General features: G+C 67.7%; 17 protein-coding genes. 7 read left to right on the top strand and 10 right to left on the bottom strand.

What is annotated here, in order from left to right:
* Positions 1-144: 144 nt before the first annotated feature.
* Entirely contained in the window at positions 145-1,653 is a 1,509-nt protein-coding gene (locus HT136_RS17460) for a CoA-acylating methylmalonate-semialdehyde dehydrogenase (protein ID WP_214201108.1), read from the bottom strand.
* A gap of 115 nt (positions 1,654-1,768) precedes the next feature.
* Here HT136_RS17460 and HT136_RS17455 point away from each other — a divergent pair, with 115 nt between their 5' ends.
* Positions 1,769-2,656: a LysR family transcriptional regulator gene (locus tag HT136_RS17455; protein ID WP_214201107.1), complete on the top strand. Its 888-nt coding sequence runs from the start codon at positions 1,769-1,771 to the stop codon at positions 2,654-2,656.
* Positions 2,657-2,662: 6 nt separating this feature from the next.
* Here the strand turns inward: HT136_RS17455 and HT136_RS17450 are convergent, their stop codons facing one another.
* The 7 genes from HT136_RS17450 to HT136_RS17420 form a co-directional block, all read right to left on the bottom strand.
* On the bottom strand, positions 2,663-2,842 hold the full coding sequence (locus HT136_RS17450; RefSeq protein WP_214201106.1) for a YezD family protein: 180 nt from the start codon (positions 2,840-2,842) through the stop codon (positions 2,663-2,665).
* On the bottom strand, positions 2,829-3,809 hold the full coding sequence (locus tag HT136_RS17445) for a sulfate/molybdate ABC transporter ATP-binding protein (RefSeq protein ID WP_214201105.1): 981 nt from the start codon (positions 3,807-3,809) through the stop codon (positions 2,829-2,831). The genes HT136_RS17450 and HT136_RS17445 overlap by 14 nt, the downstream gene beginning before the upstream one ends.
* Positions 3,806-4,636 carry a sulfate ABC transporter permease subunit CysW gene (gene cysW / locus HT136_RS17440; protein WP_214201104.1) on the bottom strand — a complete coding sequence of 277 codons (831 nt, stop codon included), beginning with the start codon at positions 4,634-4,636 and terminating at the stop codon, positions 3,806-3,808. The genes HT136_RS17445 and cysW overlap by 4 nt, the downstream gene beginning before the upstream one ends.
* Entirely contained in the window at positions 4,633-5,538 is a 906-nt protein-coding gene (gene cysT, locus HT136_RS17435; RefSeq protein ID WP_214201103.1) for a sulfate ABC transporter permease subunit CysT, read from the bottom strand. The genes cysW and cysT overlap by 4 nt, the downstream gene beginning before the upstream one ends.
* A gap of 4 nt (positions 5,539-5,542) precedes the next feature.
* Positions 5,543-6,619 carry a sulfate ABC transporter substrate-binding protein gene (locus tag HT136_RS17430; RefSeq protein WP_214201102.1) on the bottom strand — a complete coding sequence of 359 codons (1,077 nt, stop codon included), beginning with the start codon at positions 6,617-6,619 and terminating at the stop codon, positions 5,543-5,545.
* Positions 6,620-6,734: 115 nt separating this feature from the next.
* Positions 6,735-7,190, bottom strand: a complete 456-nt coding sequence (locus HT136_RS17425; RefSeq protein WP_214201101.1) for an RrF2 family transcriptional regulator — start codon at positions 7,188-7,190, stop codon at positions 6,735-6,737.
* Between the two features lie 73 nt (positions 7,191-7,263).
* Positions 7,264-9,000, bottom strand: coding sequence for an SLC13 family permease (locus tag HT136_RS17420; RefSeq protein ID WP_214201100.1), 1,737 nt, complete (start codon positions 8,998-9,000; stop codon positions 7,264-7,266).
* 139 nt (positions 9,001-9,139) lie between these two features.
* On the opposite strand from HT136_RS17420, the gene HT136_RS17415 reads away from it, so the two are divergent.
* From HT136_RS17415 to HT136_RS17405, 3 genes are all read left to right on the top strand, one after another.
* Complete coding sequence (locus HT136_RS17415; protein ID WP_214201099.1) at positions 9,140-9,943, top strand: lipid II flippase Amj family protein; 804 nt, start codon at positions 9,140-9,142, stop codon at positions 9,941-9,943.
* 342 nt (positions 9,944-10,285) lie between these two features.
* On the top strand, positions 10,286-10,543 hold the full coding sequence (locus HT136_RS17410; protein ID WP_214201098.1) for a hypothetical protein: 258 nt from the start codon (positions 10,286-10,288) through the stop codon (positions 10,541-10,543).
* 11 nt (positions 10,544-10,554) lie between these two features.
* Positions 10,555-11,205: an RBBP9/YdeN family alpha/beta hydrolase gene (locus HT136_RS17405; protein WP_214201097.1), complete on the top strand. Its 651-nt coding sequence runs from the start codon at positions 10,555-10,557 to the stop codon at positions 11,203-11,205.
* A gap of 20 nt (positions 11,206-11,225) precedes the next feature.
* Here HT136_RS17405 and HT136_RS17400 read toward each other — a convergent pair whose 3' ends face one another.
* On the bottom strand, positions 11,226-12,626 hold the full coding sequence (locus tag HT136_RS17400; RefSeq protein WP_214201096.1) for an aminotransferase-like domain-containing protein: 1,401 nt from the start codon (positions 12,624-12,626) through the stop codon (positions 11,226-11,228).
* Positions 12,627-12,745: 119 nt separating this feature from the next.
* Here HT136_RS17400 and HT136_RS17395 point away from each other — a divergent pair, with 119 nt between their 5' ends.
* Positions 12,746-13,645, top strand: a complete 900-nt coding sequence (locus HT136_RS17395; RefSeq protein ID WP_214201095.1) for a DMT family transporter — start codon at positions 12,746-12,748, stop codon at positions 13,643-13,645.
* A 12-nt stretch (positions 13,646-13,657) separates the two neighbouring features.
* Here the strand turns inward: HT136_RS17395 and HT136_RS17390 are convergent, their stop codons facing one another.
* The gene (locus tag HT136_RS17390) at positions 13,658-14,560 is read right to left on the bottom strand and encodes a LysR substrate-binding domain-containing protein (protein ID WP_214201094.1); all 903 of its coding nucleotides are present in this window, start codon (positions 14,558-14,560) and stop codon (positions 13,658-13,660) included.
* 151 nt (positions 14,561-14,711) lie between these two features.
* On the opposite strand from HT136_RS17390, the gene HT136_RS17385 reads away from it, so the two are divergent.
* Entirely contained in the window at positions 14,712-15,632 is a 921-nt protein-coding gene (locus HT136_RS17385; protein WP_214201093.1) for a transporter, read from the top strand.
* 74 nt (positions 15,633-15,706) lie between these two features.
* On the top strand, positions 15,707-17,419 hold the full coding sequence (locus HT136_RS17380) for a GMC family oxidoreductase (protein ID WP_214201092.1): 1,713 nt from the start codon (positions 15,707-15,709) through the stop codon (positions 17,417-17,419).
* Positions 17,420-17,427 lie beyond the last annotated feature (8 nt).

The raw sequence follows: 17,427 nt of genomic DNA, 5'->3' as shown, positions 1-17,427 counted from the left end.
AAAATCGGATAACTATTTATAGGCGCGCGCTTATTTACGCGCCTTCTTGGGGGTATCGGGAAGGGTTTTGGTAATTTCAGTATTGTGCATGTACTTTGGCAATTGTCGAATTCACACAGTGCCTTGTGCGGAGCCGCCCGCCGACTAGGCCATGGTCGGGATGACGAAGCTCTGGTCGGTCACCGAGCCGCCCGAGGGCCAGCGCTGGGTAACTTTCTTCGTGCGGGTGTAAAAGCGCACGCCGTCCATCCCGTACTGGTCCATGTCGCCGAAGCCCGAACGCTTCCACCCGCCGAAGCTGTGGTAGGCGACCGGCACCGGGATCGGCACGTTGATGCCGACCATGCCCACCTCGACCTCGCTCGCGAAGGTGCGCGCGGCATCGCCGTTGCGGGTGAAGAGCGCGACGCCGTTGCCGTATTGGTGGCGCGAGGCGAGGTCGATCGCCTGCGCCAGCGTCTGCGCACGCACGATCTGGAGGACAGGGCCGAAAATCTCGTCCTGGTAGCTCTTCATTTGCGGGGTAACGTGGTCGAGCAGGGTGGGGCCGAGAAAATAGCCGTTCTCGTAGCCCTGCAGCGTGAAGCCGCGCCCGTCGAGGACGAGTTCGGAGCCTTCGTCCACGGCCAGCTGGATGTAGTCCTCGATCCGTGCCTTGTGCTGGGCCGAGACGACCGGGCCATAATGCGCCTCTTCGTCGCTCGATACCCCGACCTTGAGCTTGGCGATTTCCTCGACGAGCCTGGCGCGCAAGGTTTCGGCGGTCTGCTCGCCCACCGGCACGACGACCGGCAGCGCCATGCAACGCTCGCCCGCCGAGCCGTAGGCCGCGCCCAGGATGTCGGCGACGCACTGGTCGAGGTCGGCATCGGCGAGGACGATGCCGTGGTTCTTGGCGCCACCCATGCACTGCGCGCGCTTGCCCGCTGCCGCGGCGCGCTGGTAGACGTAGTTGGCGATATCGGACGAGCCCACGAAGCTGACTGCCTTGATCTCGGGATGGTCGCAGATCGCATCGACGATCGCCTTGTCACCGTGGACGACATTGAACACGCCCGCCGGGAGCCCGGCCTCGATTGCGAGTTCGGCCAGGCGCACGGGCACCGACGGGTCGCGCTCGGAGGGCTTGAGGATGAAGGCGTTGCCGCAGGCAATCGCGATCGAGGCCATCCACAAGGGGATCATCGCGGGGAAGTTGAAGGGGGTGATGCCCGCCACCACGCCCAGGGGCTGGCGCAAGGAATAGACGTCGATGCCGGGGCCTGCGCCTTGCGTGTATTCGCCTTTCAGCAGGTGCGGGATACCGCAGGCGAACTCGACCACTTCGAGCCCGCGCTGGACGTCGCCCTTGGCGTCGGAGACCACTTTGCCGTGCTCGCTGGCGAGCAGTTCGGCCAGCTCCTGCATGTTGTCCTCGATCAGCGCCTTGAACGCGAACATCACGCGCGCGCGGCGCTGGGGATTGGTTGCGGCCCATTCGCGCTGGGCGATCTTGGCAGCCGCCACCGCCTGATCGAGCGTGGCGGGTTCGGCGAGCTCGACCTCGGCCTGCACTTCGCCGGTGGTGGGGGCGTAGACCGGACCGAACCGGGCCTGCGCCGAATTCTGAGCCGAAACGGCCGCGCCGTCGATGAAATGGCGGATGCGTCGCATGGGATGGTCCTCTTCCTGGTCGTTCGTCCGGGGTCGCCGACTTGCTCTTGGTGATGGGATAGGCCATGCAAATTGGCACAGGAACCCGCTAAATTACCCATGCAGGTGTGCAAATATGTCGACACTCAACTGGGACGACCTTCGTCTTTTCCTTGCCGTGGCGCGCAGTGGGCGCCTGGCGGCGGCCGGGCGCGGCCTCGGGCTTGATCACAGCACGATAGCGCGCAGGCTCTCGGGGCTCGAGGCGGCGGTGGGCAGCCGGCTGTTCGACCGGGGCCCGCGCGGCGTGCAACTCACCGACGCGGGGCAGGGCCTGCTCGACCACGCCGAACGGATCGAGGGTGAGATCGCGGCCGCGGCGGAAAAGCTGGGCGGAGGCGATGCGCGGGTGCGCGGCGCGGTGCGGCTTGCCACACCCGAGGCCTTCGGAACCTACCTCGTCGCGCCGAGCGCCGAGCGTCTCCACCGGGCGCACCCCGAACTGCGGCTCGAACTGGCGCCCGAATCGCAGCGGGTGAGCCTGGCCAACCGCGACGCCGATATCGCGGTCTTCCTCCACCAGCCGACCTCTGGGCCGATCGTGGCGCGCCATCTCACCGATTATCGCCTGGGGCTCTATGCCTCGCACGCCTATCTCGAGCGCCACGGTCCGATCCGCCGCGACGAGCTCGCCCGGCATCCTTTCGCCTGGTACATCGATGCGCGGATCGACATTCCCGAGCTGCGCTTCCTCTCCGAAGTCTCGGCCGATGCGACACCGGTGTTCCGCTCGACCTCGATCAACGCGCAGCACGCGGCGGTTGCGGGAGGCCTGGGCCTGGGCATTCTCCACCTATTCGCCGCCGAGCGCGATCCGGCGCTGGTGCGCGTTCTGCCCGAGGCGGTCGAGATCACGCGCAGCTACTGGCTGGGCTTCCACGCCGACCACCAGCGCCTGCCACGGGTGCGCGCCGTGGTCGATTTTCTCGGCGCGCTCGTCGCGGAGAACCGCGCGCTGTTCTGAACAGGTTCAGCGCCCGGGCGAAAGGCGTCGTTTCTCGGTCACGTCGATCTGCACCACCCGCCCTTCGTGAACGGTGAGCGAAACGCTGCCGAAGCGCAGCGCCAGCAGCGCCTCGCGCACGCTGGCAAGGCTCTGGTCGAGCGTGGGGTGCGTCTCGGTGGTTCGGGCGTTTTCAAGCGTGTTCATGGAAGTCCTCCGGATTGCCGGTGAAGGCTTTCAGGCGCTGGGGGCGGACCTGGACGAGCGCGCCGACGAGCGGGGGCGTGCGCTGCGCGTCGAGATCGAATTCGATCACCTGCCCGAGGGCCTGGTGGCGGCCTTCGATGCGCCAATTGCCCCCTTTGCGGAACACGTTCTCGACGCGCACCGGCTGCCCTTCGCCCTCGACGATCTCGATGTCGTGCGGGCGCACGTGGAAACCGCCCGGCAAGTGATTGGTCTCGCCCACGAAATCGGAGACGAAGGCGCTGGCGGGTTCCATGTAGACCTGTTCGGCGGTGCCAACCTGTTCGATCAGGCCCTTGTCCATCACGACGATCCTGTCGGCAAGCTCGAGCGCTTCTTCCTGGTCGTGGGTGACGAAGATCGAGGTCAGGCCCATCTGGCGGTGAAGGTCGCGCAGCCAGCGGCGCAGCGTCTTGCGCACTTTGGCGTCGAGCGCGCCGAAAGGTTCGTCGAGCAGCAGCATCTGCGGTTCGACCGCGAGCGCGCGGGCGAGCGCGACGCGCTGGCGCTGGCCGCCCGAAAGCTGCGCGGGGTAGCGGTCGGCAAGGCCCGCGAGCTGCACCAGTTCGAGCAATTCGTGCGCGCGCGCGCGGATCGCGGCGGCGCTCGGCCGCTCGCGCCGGCTGCGCACGGAGAGCCCGAAGCCGACATTGTCCGCGATCGTCATGTGCTTGAAGAGGGCATAGTGCTGGAACACGAAGCCGACCTTGCGCTGCGCGACCTTGAGCTGGGTTACGTCCTCGCCGTTGAACAGCACGCGCCCGCTGTCGGGAAAGGCGAGCCCGGCGATAATGCGCAGCAGCGTGGTCTTGCCCGAACCGGAGGGGCCGAGCAGGGCGAGGAATTCGCCGTCGCGCACGGAAAGGTCGATGCCCTGGAGCGCGGCGTACGTGCCGTAGGTCTTGGTGATGCCTTCCAGTCGGATCATGATCCGGTTCTCCGTTCATGGGGGTGGAAACGCGCCTCGACGAGGCTCTTGAGCACAAGGGTCAGGAGCGCGAGGGCGGCGAGGAGAGAGGCCACCGCGAAGGCGGCGACGAAGTTGTATTCGTTGTAGAGGATCTCGACGTGGAGCGGCATCGTGTTGGTGAGGCCGCGCAGGTGGCCCGAGACCACCGAGACCGCGCCGAATTCGCCCATCGCGCGGGCATTGCACAAGAGCACGCCGTAGAGCAGGCCCCAGCGCACGTTGGGCAGCGTCACGCGCAGGAAGGTCTGCAGGCCCGAGGCGCCGAGCGAGAGCGCGGCTTCCTCGTCGGCGCTGCCCTGTTCGAGCATGAGCGGGATCAACTCGCGTGCGACGAAGGGGAAGGTGACGAAGACCGTCGCCAGCACGATGCCGGGCACCGCGAAGACGATCTGGATGTCATGCTCGGTCAGCCAGGGGCCGAGCCAGCCCTGCGCGCCGAACACCAGCACGTAGATGAGGCCTGCCACGACCGGCGAAACCGAGAAGGGCAGGTCGATCAGCGTGATCAGCAGGCTCTTGCCCGGAAACTCGAACTTGGTGATGGCCCAGGCCGCGACCACGCCGAAGACGAGGTTCACCGGGACCGCGATCGCAGCGACGGTGAGCGTCAGGCGAATGGCGCTCAGCGCGTCGGGCTCGACCAGCGCCAGCGCATAGGCCTCGATGCCCTTGGCGAGCGCCTCGGTGAAGACGACGACGAGCGGCAGGAACAGGAACAGCGCGAGGAAGCCCAGGGTTGCGAGGATGAGCGCGGCGCGTACGCCGCCGGAGGATACGGGTTTCATCGCGTGTACCTCCCCCGGCTCCAGGCCTGCACGAGGTTGATGACGAGCAGCATCGCGAAGGCGGCCAGCAACATGACGGTAGCGATCGCGGTGGCCCCGGCGTAGTCGTATTGCTCGAGGTGGGTGACGATCAGCAGCGGGGTGATCTCGGACTTGAAGGGCATGTTGCCCGCGATGAAGATCACCGAGCCGTACTCGCCCAGGCCCCGCGCGAAAGCCAGCGCGAAGCCGGTCAGCACCGAAGGCAGGATCGCGGGCAGGATCACGCGCGTGAAGATCTGCAGCGGACTGGCGCCGAGCGTGCCCGCGGCTTCCTCGAGCTCGCGGTCGAAGTCCTCGAGCACGGGCTCGACCGCGCGCACGATGAAGGGCAGGCCGACGAAGACGAGCGCGAGCGTGATGCCCACCGGATTGTAAGCCAGCTTGATCCCGAGCGGTTCGGTGTAGCGCCCGATCCAGCCGTTGCCCGCGTAGAGCGCGGTCAGCGCGATCCCCGCAACCGCGGTCGGCAGCGCGAAGGGCAGATCGACCATCGCGTTGACCACGCGCCGTCCGGGGAAGTCGTAGCGCACCAGCACCCAGGCGGTCATCAGGCCGAACACGGCGTTGATCAGCGCGGCGACGAACGAGGTGGCAAAGCTCACCCAGTAGGCGGCGAGCGCGCGCGGGGCGAAGGCGGCGGCGGTGAAGGCGTCCCAGCCCATTCCCGCGCTACGCAGGAACACGGTGCTGAGCGGGACGAGCACGATCAGCGAAAGCCAGACGAGCGTGAGGCCGAGCGTCAGCCCGAAGCCGGGGATGACCGATTGGCGCGCGCGCCGGCGTCTTCGCGTTGGGGGCGCGGCATAGGCCGACGCGACCGGGCGCTGGGTGCCCAGCGTGAGAGTGGTGGCGATGTCCATGTGATCAGCGCCCGGCCTGGGTGTAGATCTTGTCGAACACGCCGCCGTCGGAGAAGAAGCGCTCCTGCGCGGCCTTCCACCCGCCGAAATCGTGGTCGATCGTCACCAGCGTGAGCGTGGGGAAAGTGCTCGCGTACTTCTTGGCGACCTCAGGGTCGACCGGACGGTAGTGGTTCCTGGCGATGATCTCCTGCGCCTCGGGCGTGTAGAGGAAGTCGAGATAGGCCTTCGCGGCCTTGGTGGTGCCATGGCGCCGCGCGTTGCCGTCGACGAGCGCGACGGGCGGTTCGGCAAGGATCGAGATGGAGGGGGCGATCACATCGAACTTGCCTTCCCCCAGTTCCTTCTGTGCAAGGAAGGCCTCGTTTTCCCAGGCCAGGAGGACATCGCCGATGCCACGCTCGACAAAGGTCGTCGTCGCGCCGCGCGCGCCGCTGTCGAGCACGGGGACGTTGGCGTAGAGCCGCTTGACGTAGTCCTGCGCCGCCGCGTCCGACCCGTCGCCGTGCGTCTTGCCATAGGCCCAGGCGGCGAGGAAGTTCCACCGCGCACCGCCGCTGGTCTTGGGATTGGGAGTGATCACCGCGACCCCGGGCTTCACCAGGTCGCCCCAGTCGTGGATCCCCTTGGGGTTGCCCTTGCGCACGAGGAAGACGATCGTCGAGGCATAGGGCGTGGAATTGTGCGGCAGGCGCTTTTGCCACTGGGCGTCGAGCTTGCCGCCGCTCTTCTGCGCGATCGCGTCGATATCGTAGCCCAGCGCCAGCGTGACGACGTCGGCGTCGAGCCCGTCGATCACCGCACGGGCCTGCTTGCCCGAGCCGCCATGGCTCATGGTGATCTTCACGTCCTGCCCGCTCTGCGCCTTCCATTTGGCGGCGAAGCGCGGGTTGAGCTCTTCATAAAGCTCGCGGGTGGGGTCGTACGAGACGTTGAGCAATTCGATCGATTGCGCGTCCGCGTCCCTGGTCTTGCCCGAGCATCCGGCGAGCGCGAGGCTCGCCAGCGCGAGACTGGTCAGGAGAAGGCGTGCGGGGGCAGCGGCCGCGCCGGGGGCGCGCACCTTTCGGGTCAGAAACATCGTGCGGTCTCCAGGGCGCCTTCCCTCCGCCCGTGTGGACGGCAAGGCGCTTCGGCATCATTACCGCATAAAGCCTATCGGATTTGTAGGGAATGGCAAGCCGGAAGTGAAAGGGCTAGCCGACCCGCCGGTTTTGCGCGGCAAGCGGCAGTTCCTGCCCTTCATTCAGGGCATCGCCGATGGTGCGCGAATCGAGCACCTGGCGGCTCGCTTCGTAGGATCGCGCGAATTCGCGTCGAATCATGCAGCGCGCCTCGTTTTCGCAATCCTCGCAGCGGCGATAGGCGTTGCGCGAAAGGCATGGAAGCGGCGCCAGCGGACCGTCGAAGATGCGCAGGACTTCGCCGAAGCTGATCGTGTCGGCGGGGCGCAACATGACGTAACCCCCGGCTTTTCCGCGCCGGCTCTCGAGAATGCCCGACTTCTTGAGGTCGAGCAGGATCTGCTCGAGGAACTTGTGGGGGATCGCGTGGCGGCGTGCGATTTCGGTGCTGGTGAGCGCCTCGCCCTCGGGCTGGGCGGCGATCGCAAGAAGGGCCCGCAGCGCGTATTTGGCCTTGTTCGAAATCATCTGCGCTACGTGCCTTTTCCCTAGATAAGAGCTGGACTTTTACGCCGCCTTGCCGCGCAATTCAACCCGGCGGTCAGAGCCAGGTGCCCAGTGCCAGCAGCGCGGTAAGGAAACTGATCGCGAGGAGGCCACTGCCAAAGCGCGGGAAGTCACGGAAGCGATAGCCGCCCGCGCCCATCACCACGGCGTTGTTGTGGTGGCCGAAGGGGGTGAGGAAATCGAGCGAGGTGCCCACCGCCACCGCCACCAGCAAGGGTTCGATGGCCACGCCCGTGCGCGAGGAAATCCCGGCCGCGATCGGGCTGAGCACGACCGCGGTGGAGACATTGTCGATGAAGGGGGTGATCGCGATCGCCATGAACAGCACGAGCGCGATCACCGCAAGCGGCTGCCCGGTGGGGAGTTGCCCGGCGATCGCGTTGGCGATCACCTGGGCAGCGCCGGTGTCCTGCACCGCGACGCCCAGCGGGATCATGCAGCCCAGCAGGATCACGATCGGCCAGTTGAGCTCCTGCAGCGCGCTGCGCAAGTTGAGGCAGCGCGTCACCGCCAGCACGAAGACCACGCCGCCGAGCGCGATTTCGGCGGGCAGCGCCCCGAAGGCGGCGAGCAGGACGCCGATCGCGAAGACCACCACGCCCGTTGCCGCGCGCACGTTGAGGCGCGGGGGGCGGTGGCGGGAAAGGGGAAGGAGGCCGCATTCGCCCAACACCTCGCGCAGGGCCTCGCGCTCGCCCTCGAGGATCAGCACGTCGCCCACGCCGATCGGCAGGTCGGCGAAACTGCCCTCGACGCGGTGGCGCCGACTGGCGAGCCCGGCCACGCGCACGGCTTCCTCGGCAAAGAGTTCGACGTCGCCGATGCGCGAGCCGAGCAGGAGGCTGTCGGGCATGACGACCGCCTCGCTGCGCTCGCGCCCGGGACCGGAAGCCTGGACGGAAGCGGCCAGAACGCCGCGTGCCTCGAGCTGGTCGATGTGCGCGAAGTCGCCTTCGAGAAGGAGCCGGTCACCCGCGGCAAGGACGATGTCGGCGCGTCGGGCGAAGACGTGGGCCGCCTGGCGTACGACGCCGTGGAGCGTGAGCGCGAATGTCTGTTCCGCCTCGGGCAGGTGCTGTCCGACGAGCGGTGAGGCGGCGGGCACGACCATTTCGGCGAGAAATTCGCTGGGGCCGGCCTCGGGGGCGCTCGGCTCGGCCGAAATTTTGCCGAGCAGGCGGCGCGGGGCGAGCATGATCCAGGCGAGGCCGGCGAGCGTGACCGGGGCGCCGACCAGCGCGAGGCCGAAGAAGCCGAGGCTTCCCCCGGTCTGCGAGACCATCCAGTCGTTGACGACGAGGTTGGCCGGGGTGCCGGTGAGCGAGCACGTGCCACCCAGCAGCGTCGCGAAGGAAAGCGGCATCAGCATGCGTGCAGGCGGCACGCCAAGGCGTGCGCAGACCGAGAGCGTGACCGGGAAGAACAGTGCCAGCGCGCCGATGTTGTTCATCACTGTCGAGGCGAGCGCGGCAAGGGCGCATAGGATCGCGAGAACCGCGCGTTCACTCTGCACGCGCGCGACGATGCGGCGTGCGAACGTGTCAATCACGCGCGACTGGGCGAGGGCGGCGACCACCAGCAGGATTTCGGCGACGGTGATCACGGCCGGGTTGGCAAACCCGGAGAAAACCGACTGGACCGGCACGACGCCGAGCGCGAACCCGCAGGCGAGGCCGCCCATAGCGACGATCTCGACGCGCAGGCGCTCGGTGGCGTAGGCCGCGATCATGGCCAGAAGGATGCCGATAACGGCCCATTGCGCGAACGTCATTGCATCTCCCGAGCAGGCACGCCTGAGCCTAGCCGCTGCGAGGCGTGGTTAGCAAGCGCTTCGATCTTATACCCAATTCAACGGATGGAGTTTTGCAGGACAGCTGCTATCGCGGGGCGCCACTCGCGAAAGAAGCCTCATGGATTCGCAACTCGTCACGATCTGCCTGCTCACGTTCAGCATCAACCTGGTGGGGGCGCTGGCCTACGCGGCGCGCATCGCCGGGGTGCGCACCCGGCGGATTGCGCTGTCCTTCTCGCTTTTCAACGTGCTCGTGCTGCTCTCGCGGCTTTCGAACAGCTTTCTCGGCCCGTTCCTTGCCAAGCGGATCGAGGCCGCGCTGCTGACCGGTGCGGGGGATGGCCTGCTGCACGATTTTCGCCTGATCCTCGCCTCGGCAACGCTCGCGACGATCCTGGGCACTTTGCTCATCCCTACGACACAGCGATGGTTTTGTGGCGCAATCGGCCAATTCCAGCACCATCGCTCCTTGCTGCGGTTGCTTGGGCAGGGCGCGAGGCCCGAAGGACTTCGCCATCTGGGGCGCACGATTACGCTGCCGGGCCTGCGCCACGTGCGCGGTTTGCGCCGCCCCACCGGAGTCGGCGCGAAGATCATCGCGCTCAACGTGCTGGCCCAGGCCTTGCTCAGCGTGGGCGTCGTCGCCTCGCTTTACGCGGGTTACCTATATCCCGACTACCGTGTGACGGCCTCGCAACTTTCGGCCGTCGTCAATGGCTTCGCGACGATCCTGCTGTTCGTCATGATTGACCCGCAGCTCTCGATCATGACCGACGACGTGGTTTCCGGCACGGTCAGCGAGCCGGTGTTCCGCCGCACCATCGTGCTGCTCTCGATGAGCCGGATCGCCGGAACCGTGCTGGCGCAAGTGCTGTTCCTGCCGGCGGCCTGGCTGGTGATGGAAGTCGCGCGAATCGTCTGAGCAGGCCAGCGCTGCCGCATGACCTCGCGTATGTCCGCGACGTGACTGGGGTTGGTGTCGCCTCCACCTGGCGCTGGCACTAGGCCGTTCGTCGCGACTTTTCACGCATTTTCGCGGCTCATCGAAGGCCGGCAAAAATCACGCTTGACGTTAATCCCACTTAATAGGTAGAGATTAAGGCGTCGGATCGGGAACGGTCATCTCCCCCCGGCGTTAGCTTGGATGACCCGCGGCATTTGATCGGGAAGCAGCTTGCTCCGCGTTACCAACCGCTAAAGCGCGCGACGCTCGGGCGACAACGCCAGGTCTCGTGTTCCCCTCTTGGCATGATGAGGTGATACGATGAACAGTCATTTCGCAATTTCGCGCAGGGCAGGCCAGAAGATCGGGCTTGCCGAAACGCTCCATTCCAAGCGGTCGCGCCATGTCGCGGCGCGCCGGCCCGCAAGCGGACCCTGGCGGGTTCATGGCGCGGGCGTGGCCCTGCGCCGGTCGGCATCGCGCGAAGGCACGGTCTATCTCGGCCTCCTTTACGCTCTGCCGCTGGCGCTGGGCATGTGGATCCCGCTCGTGCTCGCGGCCAGTCATTTCGTGCGCTGAGGAGGCCGGACATGCTTCGCATCGACACCGCCTCGCCCGCGCCGGTGCTGCTCACCGTGCCGGGCATCGACAACAGCGGCGTGGGCCATTGGCAAACGCTATGGGAACACGAGCGCGACGATTGCCGCCGCGTCGAGATGGGCGAATGGCACCGTCCCAGCCCCGCGCAGTGGGTGCGCCGGCTCAACGCCGCGATCGGCGCGGCCTCGCGTCCGGTAATTCTTGTCGCGCACAGCCTGGGATGCCATGCGGTGGCCTGGTGGAACGCGCAAGGCCATTCACTGGCGGGCCGCGTCGCGGGCGCCTTGCTGGTCGCCCCGCCCGAGGTCGAGGAGCGCCCGATCGACGATCGACTAAGCGCCTTCGCCCCGCTCGCCCGCACCCGTTTCGCCTTTCCCACACTGCTGGTGGGAAGCCGCAACGACCCTTATGCAAGCTTCGGCCATTCGCGCCGGATGGCCCGCATCTGGGGTAGCCAGTTGATCGACGCCGGGCCGCTCGGCCATATCAATGCGCAGTCCGGCCTGCACGACTGGCCGCACGGCCTGTTCCTGTTGCACCGCCTGATCGATCGCATCACGCCCGCGCCCAGCCCTTTGCTGGCCAATGGGGCCGCAGCCATCCTGGCGCAGGCGGGCTTGCGCTCGAACGCGCCGCGTTAGCACCAGCCTGGCCGCTGGCGTCATGCGACGCGGCGGTGGGCCCGCGAGGCGGGAAGCGCCTCGGCGATCACCTCCAGCGCCCGCTCGCTCGTCTGCGCGACGTTGAAGCGCAGGAAGGCGTCGGCCTGCTGGCGCGGGCTGAACACGTTGCCCGGTGCCAGCACGACGTCGCGGGCAAGGCACAGGCGGGCCAGCTCGGCGCTGTCGGCTCCTTCGGGCAGTCGACACCACAAGGTAAAGCCACCCCCCGGATCGCCCTGCGGTGCGATCCCCAGGGGCCCGAGCCGCTGCGCGAGCGCGGCTCGGGCCTTTGTCAGGCGGCGGCGCAACTCGTCCATGTGACGGCGATAGCCCCCGCCCGACAGCACCCGCCCGATCACTCCGGTGGCGATCGGGCTGGGGCCGCCGAACCCGGTCGCCAGTTGCAGGTCGGCGAGCGCCTCGATCCATTCGGGGCGCGCGGCGATGTAGCCGCAGCGCAGCGCCGCCGAGAGCGTCTTCGAGAAACTGCCGATACGGATGACACCCGAGAGCCCGTCGAGCGCGGCCATCGTCGGCGTGCCGGGGGCGAAATCGGCGAAGATGTCGTCCTCGACGATGACCATGCCGTGGGCGGCGGCGATGCCGGGCAGGCGGTGCGCGGTGACGAGGTTGAGGCTGGCTCCGGTCGGATTGTGGAGGCTTGAATTGGTGATGTAGAGCCGTGGCCGCTCGGCGACGACGAGCGCTTCGAAGGTCTCGGGATCGGGGCCAGTGGGGGTGAAGGGAACGCTGATCGCCCGCACGTCGTGCGCGGCGACGAGCGCCTGGTAATTGAAGTAGCACGGATCGTCGAGCAGCACCGTGTCGCCGGGCTTCAGGAGCAGGCGACAGATCAGGTCGAGCGCCTGCGAGCCCGATTGCGTGAGCAGGATGCGCTCCGGATCGCACTCCAGCCCCTCGGCTGCAAAGCGCAGCGCGATCTGGCGACGCAGGGCCGGGTCGCCCGCGGTGGGCCCGTAGAGCACCAGGCGTTCGGGATCGCGCGCCAGTTCGCGCATCGCTTTTTGCAGCGCGGCCTGCGGCATCCAGTCGGGGGGCAGCCAGCCGCAGCCGGGCTTGTCGCGCGCCTGCGCATCGTCGAGCGACTGGCGCGAGACCCAGAACGGATCGATCGCGTGGTCGCGTGGCTCTCCGCGCGCGGCTGGGCTTTGCGGCGCGCCCGCCAGCGCGCTGACGAAGAAGCCCGAGCGGGGCACGGCCTCGATCAAGCCTTCGGCGACGAGACGGTCGTAGGCCTCGACCACGGTGGCGGGCGAGACTTCGAAGCTGGCGGCGCTCGCGCGCACCGAGGGCAGGCGGTCGCCTGCGCGCAGCAGCCGCCCCGCGATCCGGGCGCGGATCCCCTCCATGACCCGGACGGTCTGGCTCGCCTTCGTCATCTGTGTTGCTTTCTATATCAGTACAGAACCTGCGCACTGTATTGTTCTGTAGCTGGCCTGACCAGCCCTTTTCGTTAGATCGGCGCACTCGGATCAGGTTCGATCCCGAGGAATTTGCCATGTCCACGACGCCGACGGCGCCAACCAAACCTACGACCCACACGAGCTTCCGGGGCTGGGGAAGCGGGCTTCTTGCCGTTGCCATCTTCAGCGGTTCGATGCCGGCGACGCGCGTCGCGGTGCTCGGTCTTTCGCCCTGGCTCTTGACGAGCGCGCGCGCACTGATCGCGGGCCTGCTCGCCTTCGTGCTGCTCGCGAGCTATCGCCAGCCTTGGCCGAGGGCGCGCCAGTGGCACGCGCTGCTGGTGGTCGCGGCGTGCTGCGTGGTCGGCTTTCCGCTGCTTTCGGGGCTCGCGCTCCAGCACATGTCGGCGGCGCGTTCGCTGGTGTTCCTGGGGCTGCTGCCGCTCAGTACCGCGATCTTCGGGGTGGTGCGCGGGGGCGAGCGGCCTTCGGCGGCGTTCTGGGGCTTCGCGCTTCTCGGCGCGCTTGCGGTTGGCGGTTTCGCGCTCGGCCGCGACGCCGCGACCTCGGCGCTCGGCGATGGGCTGATGATCGCCGCGATCGCGGTGTGCGGCCTTGGCTATGCCGAGGGTGCGGTACTCACCCGCGCGCTGGGCGGATGGCAGGTGATCAGCTGGGCGCTGGTGCTGAGCATCCCCTTCGCGCTTGTCGGCACGGTCGCCTTCTGGCCGCTGGCGGGCCTCGGCGGGGTTGCGCCCGCGAGCTGGCTGGGGCTGGGCTATGTCTCGGTTTTCTCGATGCTGATCGGGTTCATCTTCTGGTACCGGGGACTGAGCCTTGGCGGGATTGCGCGGGTCGGGCAGCTGCAACTGCTCCAGCCGTTCCTGGGTCTCGGGCTCGCCGCCTTCCTGCTGCGCGAACACGTTGCGCCCTCGATGCTGGTGGCCACGCTCATCGTGGTGGGCTGCGTCGCGGGCGCCAAGCGCTTCGCCTAGGGGCTTGCGGACCTAAGGTGCCTCGGCGCCCGACGCGACCTCCTCGAGATGGCGCGCAAGCGCCTGGACGAGCGAGCCGGGCGGGGTTGTCGGAGGGAGCACGAGCTGCATCTCGCGCACCGCCCAGGGATCGGCGAGCGGGACGACGTCGAGGTTCATCGAGGCCGCGAATCCGCGCGCGGCGATGAGCGGCAGGATACCGTAGCCGAACCCTGCCTCGACCATCCGGCACACCCCGTCGAAGCTGCGCACGCTCATGCGCAGGCGCAGCGCGATCTCGGCGCGCGCGGCCTGCTCCATCAGCCGCCGGGTCAGCGCGGTCGCCTGCACCAGCCCGACGAACTCGCGGTCCTGCACTTCGGCGAAGGCGATCGTCTCGCGCCCCGCAAGTGCTCCGCGCGGGGCCAGCAGGGCGAGCCGGTCGCGGCGATAGGGCAGGGTGCGCAAGGGGCCCGTCGGGGTGCCGCCGATGATGATGCCGATGTCGGCCGTGCCCGCGCTCACCGCATTCACGACATCGACCGAGATGTTCTCCTCGAGGTCGAGGCGCACGTCGGGGCGCTGCGCGTGGAACGCGGCAAGGTCCGCCGGAAGGAACTGGATGATCGCGGAAGGGTTGGTCTGGAGCCGGATCGTGCCGCGCATGCCGCCCGCGAAGTCGGCCATCTCGCCCTCGATCGTGCGCACGTGTTCGAGAAGTTCGCGGGCACTGGCGAGGAGCGCGGTGCCCGCGCTGGTGAGCGCGAGGCCGTTGCGGCTGCGCTGGAACAGCTTCACCCCCATGCGCTCCTCGAGCAGCGCGATCCGCCGCGAGGCGGCGGCAAGCGCGATGTGGAAGTGCTCGGAGGCCTCGCTCAGCGTGCCCGTCTCGGCCGCGCGCACGAACAGCCGCAAGGTCGTCAGATCGCGGATCACGGTGAAAAGCGCCTCCCGTTTGATTTCGAATTTTGCGAAATCATCATTGCCCAATGGCTGATAGACATTCGTTTTCAGCGTCGCAATACCGAGACCCGAAGCGCTCCTGCCGGAGGGCTTGGTAAAGCAAAATCGAAAACGGGAGAGTTAGGTGGCCCATCACCTCGGCGCCGCGCGCCGCGTCCTTCATCGCGCCATTTCCATCGGTCTTCCCGCGCTGGCGAGTGCTGCGGCGGTCACGCTCGCGCCCACGGCCGCGCAGGCCCAGGCGATCGATGCGGGGGACTACGTTCCCGCGCCCGACGGCACCCAGCTCGGCATCGTCTACATGCAGTACGCCAATGCAGGCTCGCTCTACGCCGACGGCAAGAAGGTGGACGACAAGGCCAAGCTCGAATCGGCCGTGACGATCCTGCGCTATGTCGGCTTCACCAAGATCGCGGGGATGACGCTCGATTACCAGGTGCTCCAGCCCTTCGGCCATCTCGCGGGCGGCGGTTCGACCCGCGCGCTGGGCAAGACCACCGGCTTTGGCGACACGATCCTCGTCAGCACGCTGTGGGTCCACGAGAACCCCGAGAGCAAGACCTACATCGGGATTACGCCTTATGTCTTCGTGCCGACCGGCGAATACGACGCCGACCGCGCGCTCAACATGGGTGAGAACCGCTGGAAGGGTTCGCTCCAGGCGGTCATCTCGCAAGGGATCGGCAAGCACTTCGTCGCCGAGCTGGCGGGCGATGCGATGATCTACGGCAAGAACACCGATTACGGCGCGGCCCGCGTGACGATGACGCAGAAGCCGACCTACCGGGTCCAGGCCTTCGCGCGCTACCTCCTCGACGACACCAACGAGATCAACGCACGCCTGATGCACGTCTCGGGCGGCGAGACGAAGATCGCCGGGCTCGAGCAGGACAATGTGACCAAGACCACCTCGGTGCTGGGGACCTGGCGCCACACGCTTTCGCCCAAGTGGCAGCTGATGACCCAGGCCGGGACCGACCTCGCGGTCGAGAACGGCTTCAAGGAAGGTTTCCGCGCACAGCTGCGCATCCTGCGCGTCTTCTGATCCACCCACCTCGCGGATCGCGCCATGACTAGGCGCGGCCGCCCCTTCGACACTCGCCCGGGAGAGGCACCAGCATGAGCACTTCGATCGATTTCACGCGTCTTGCCGCCGCGCTGCGCGACCACGCGCAGGGCGGCATGGGCCGGCGCACTTTCCTCTCGCGCGCGATGGCGGCAGGCGCGGGCTTTGCCATGGCCGACGCGCTGTGGCTGGCGGGTGGCAAGGCCTGGGCGCAGTCGACGCGGACGACCGCACCGGTGGCCTCGGCGGACTACATCGTCGTCGGCGCGGGCTCGGCGGGCGCCACGCTCGCGGGCGAGCTCGCCCAGCGCAGCGGCGCTTCGGTGCTCGTCCTCGAAGGAGGGCTTTCCGACGACAGCCCGCTCATCACCGATCCCGCGCGCTGGCCCGAGGCGCTCGCCTCGCCCTTCACCAAGACTTACGCCACCACCCCGCAGGCGCATGCGCAGAGCCGCGTCGTGCCCTATCCACGCGGCGAGGGGCTGGGCGGCTGCTCGAGCGTCAACTGCATGATCTACTGCCGCGGCGCGGCGCAGGACTACGAGGACTGGGCCTATGACGGCGCCACCGGGTGGGACTGGAAGTCGGTTCTGCCCGACTACAAGGAACTCGAGGACTGGCAGGGCGGCGCGAGCGAGATGCGCGGTGCGGGGGGGCCCCTTCACGTCACCCGGCCCGATCCGGCCAAGGGCCACGAGGGTGCGGTCGCCTTCATGGAAGGTGCAAAGTCGCTGGGCTATCCCGAGACCAAGGACTTCAACAGTGGCCAGCTCGAAGGCCCGGCCTGGGTCAACTTCACCGTCCATGCGGGCAAGCGCCAGAACACCGCGGTCGCCTTCCTGCGCCCGGCGATGGAGAAGGGCGCGAAGCTCACCGTGCTGACCGAGGCCCCGGTGATGAAGCTCCTGATCGAGAAGGGGCGCTGCGTCGGCGTGGAATACCTCCACGCGGGCAAGATGACGCGGGTGCGCGCGAACAAGGAGGTGATCCTTTCGGCGGGCGCGGTGATCACGCCCAAGCTGCTCACGCTCTCAGGGATCGGCGATGCGGAGCACTTGCGCAAGCTGGGGATCACGCCGGTCGTGTCACTCTCCGGTGTCGGCCAGAACTTGCAGGACCACGTGCTGGGGGCGGGCGTCAACTTCGAGTCCAAGCACCCGGTGCCGCCCACGCAGTACAACCATTCCGAAGTCTACATGTGGTGGAAGTCGACCCCCGACCAGCCCGTGCCCGACATCAACGCGCTCTACGTCAGCGTGCCCTTCGCGACCAAGGAGCTGAACCTCCAGGCGCAGCACGGCTACGCGATCCTGTGCGGCGTGATGCGGCCCAAGTCGCGCGGCGCGGTGACGGTGACTTCGGCCGATCCGCGCGTCGATCCGCTGATCGATCCCAACTACCTCCAGGCCGGGCAGGACCTCGTCGCGCTCAAGGCGGCGACCGAACTGGCCCGCGCGATCGGCAATTCGGACGCCTACAAGGACATCCGCAAGGCCGAACTGCTGCCCGGACCCGCCGCGCAGGATCCGGTCGCCTACCGCGACTTCCTGCAAAAGTCGGTGTCGACCTACTTCCACCCGGTCGGCACCGCCAAGATGGGCACCGATGCGATGGCGGTGGTCGATCCGCAGCTCAGGGTCTACGGGGTCGAGGGCCTGCGCGTCGCCGACGCCTCGGTCATGCCCTCGATCACCACGGGCAACACCAATGCGCCTTCGATCCTGATCGGCTATCGCGGCGCGAAGATGATTGCAGCGGCGGCGTGAGGGTTTCG

This window comes from Novosphingobium profundi, assembly GCF_018491765.1.
Taxonomy (GTDB): Bacteria; Pseudomonadota; Alphaproteobacteria; order Sphingomonadales; family Sphingomonadaceae; genus Novosphingobium; species Novosphingobium profundi.
The sequence above is the reverse complement of the archived record's forward strand: the minus strand, read 5'-3'. Positions and strand labels throughout refer to the sequence as shown.

Excerpts from the sequence above, each read along its gene's own strand:
- cysW (WP_214201104.1), bottom strand. The coding sequence starts at position 4,636 with ATGAAACCCGTATCCTCCGGCGGCGTACGCGCCGCGCTCATCCTCGCA.
- HT136_RS17380 (WP_214201092.1), top strand. The coding sequence starts at position 15,707 with ATGAGCACTTCGATCGATTTCACGCGTCTTGCCGCCGCGCTGCGCGAC.
- HT136_RS17405 (WP_214201097.1), top strand. The coding sequence starts at position 10,555 with ATGCTTCGCATCGACACCGCCTCGCCCGCGCCGGTGCTGCTCACCGTG.
- HT136_RS17395 (WP_214201095.1), top strand. The coding sequence starts at position 12,746 with ATGTCCACGACGCCGACGGCGCCAACCAAACCTACGACCCACACGAGC.
- HT136_RS17445 (WP_214201105.1), bottom strand. The coding sequence starts at position 3,809 with ATGATCCGACTGGAAGGCATCACCAAGACCTACGGCACGTACGCCGCG.
- HT136_RS17450 (WP_214201106.1), bottom strand. The coding sequence starts at position 2,842 with ATGAACACGCTTGAAAACGCCCGAACCACCGAGACGCACCCCACGCTC.
- HT136_RS17420 (WP_214201100.1), bottom strand. The coding sequence starts at position 9,000 with ATGACGTTCGCGCAATGGGCCGTTATCGGCATCCTTCTGGCCATGATC.
- HT136_RS17400 (WP_214201096.1), bottom strand. The coding sequence starts at position 12,626 with ATGACGAAGGCGAGCCAGACCGTCCGGGTCATGGAGGGGATCCGCGCC.
- cysT (WP_214201103.1), bottom strand. The coding sequence starts at position 5,538 with ATGGACATCGCCACCACTCTCACGCTGGGCACCCAGCGCCCGGTCGCG.
- HT136_RS17415 (WP_214201099.1), top strand. The coding sequence starts at position 9,140 with ATGGATTCGCAACTCGTCACGATCTGCCTGCTCACGTTCAGCATCAAC.
- HT136_RS17410 (WP_214201098.1), top strand. The coding sequence starts at position 10,286 with ATGAACAGTCATTTCGCAATTTCGCGCAGGGCAGGCCAGAAGATCGGG.
- HT136_RS17425 (WP_214201101.1), bottom strand. The coding sequence starts at position 7,190 with ATGATTTCGAACAAGGCCAAATACGCGCTGCGGGCCCTTCTTGCGATC.
- HT136_RS17460 (WP_214201108.1), bottom strand. The coding sequence starts at position 1,653 with ATGCGACGCATCCGCCATTTCATCGACGGCGCGGCCGTTTCGGCTCAG.
- HT136_RS17455 (WP_214201107.1), top strand. The coding sequence starts at position 1,769 with ATGTCGACACTCAACTGGGACGACCTTCGTCTTTTCCTTGCCGTGGCG.
- HT136_RS17430 (WP_214201102.1), bottom strand. The coding sequence starts at position 6,619 with ATGTTTCTGACCCGAAAGGTGCGCGCCCCCGGCGCGGCCGCTGCCCCC.